The 1,513-nt window shown below is 31.8% G+C and carries 2 protein-coding genes; both read right to left on the bottom strand.

Going from position 1 to position 1,513, the window contains the following annotated elements; all coding sequences use genetic code 11:
- Positions 1 to 72 precede the first annotated feature (72 nt).
- Positions 73 to 990 carry a dockerin type I domain-containing protein gene (locus OCV67_RS12060; protein WP_147644205.1) on the bottom strand — a complete coding sequence of 306 codons (918 nt, stop codon included), beginning with the start codon at positions 988 to 990 and terminating at the stop codon, positions 73 to 75.
- A gap of 1 nt (position 991) precedes the next feature.
- The coding region (locus OCV67_RS12055) for a leucine-rich repeat domain-containing protein (protein WP_178085132.1) at positions 992 to 1,513 on the bottom strand (522 nt) is incomplete at its 5' end.

The following is a 1,513-nucleotide window of genomic DNA, read 5'->3' as shown; positions in this document are numbered from 1 at the left end:
TTTTTTAACAAAAAGCCCGGTTATTCACCGAGCTTTATTGTGCTATTATTTAAATTATGTTTATATTATAAATCATACTTTTTTATTATCTGATATCGACTGCTCTGCCAGATACTTTGCAATATCCGCGGCATCTTTGGCTGTAATTTTACCATCCTGATTAAAATCCATAGCTGGATAATCCTCAGCTGTTATTTTCTCTCCTGAAATAGACGACTGTGCAAGCTCTTTTGCAATAAATGCCGCATCGCTTGCTGCAAGCTTTCCGTCTCCGTTGGCATCACCTTTTATTTCAGGAGTTGTAACCGTTGTCGTTATCGGAGTTGTTTCCGCAGCTGATGTTGTAGAAATAGCAGTTGTTTGTGTTGTTACAACTGTTGTTTCAGTTGTTGTTATATCAGTAGTAACAGGAGTGGTAGTTGTTACAGGCTCGTCATCAAGGGCAATAAATGTAAACCTGTTTTGAAGCGCATATGTTTCGGCGGCTGTTCCCTTGTATCCTCTTATAACAAAACCTTCAATTTTATAATACTTCAAGTACACTTCGGTACTTCCACATGAACTATATTCAGGTTTTAAATAATACCCCAAAGCATCTTGACCAATATTTTGAACACTTTTTGGAATTGTAAAATCCTTAATATAATCACAAGCATATATATCATCCATCAAAAATGCATTTTCTTCAATCGTTACAACGCTATCAGGTATTATTATATTATCAACTTTTTCTGCCATACTGTCCGAACCAGCAGCATATGAAGCAATTATAGTAACAGGATATCCCTCGATTTCTTCTGGAATTTTAACATTAGGAAATGAACGAAAATGACATTGGGTTAATTTTACCTCTTCATTAATAATTTCATAATAATAAATATTTCCATCATCAATTGTTAGATTAGCTGAGACATTATTATTAAAAATAGCAAAAACTATTATAAAGGAAATTGCTAACAAATTAATAAAAATATTTCTGGTTTTACACATATTATTTCACCTCGTTATTTATTTGATATATAGTTATATTACTATATTGCGACAACCAATTAAAATAAAAATCAACTGATTCACTTGGTACAAACACTTCTATATTATTGCATGATAAAAATACCCAATCACCATAATAAACAAGATTATTTGATTTAAATGTTACTTTTTTTAATTTACTGCAATTGTGAAAAACTAAATCAGATATATATTGGACACTTGAAGGCAACACAACTTCCTCTAAGGCTGTTGATTCGAATGCTGATACTCCAAAATACATAACCCCTTCTGAAATAACCACATTTTTCAATAGTCTACATCCATTAAATGCATGTGTTTCTATTATTTTAACACTTGAAGGAATATTTACTGATTCCAAAGCTGTTGCGGCAAATGCTGCATTACCAATTACTTCAACACCTTCTGAAATAGTTACATTTTTTAACTCTCTGCATTCATTAAATGCATGTGATTCAATACTTTGAACACTTGAAGGAATGTTTATTGTTTCTAAAGCTGTTCT

Origin of the sequence: Porcipelethomonas ammoniilytica (assembly GCF_025567485.1) — a bacterium.
GTDB lineage: Bacteria > Bacillota > Clostridia > Oscillospirales > Ruminococcaceae > Porcipelethomonas > Porcipelethomonas ammoniilytica.
The sequence above is the reverse complement of the archived record's forward strand: the minus strand, read 5'-3'. Positions and strand labels throughout refer to the sequence as shown.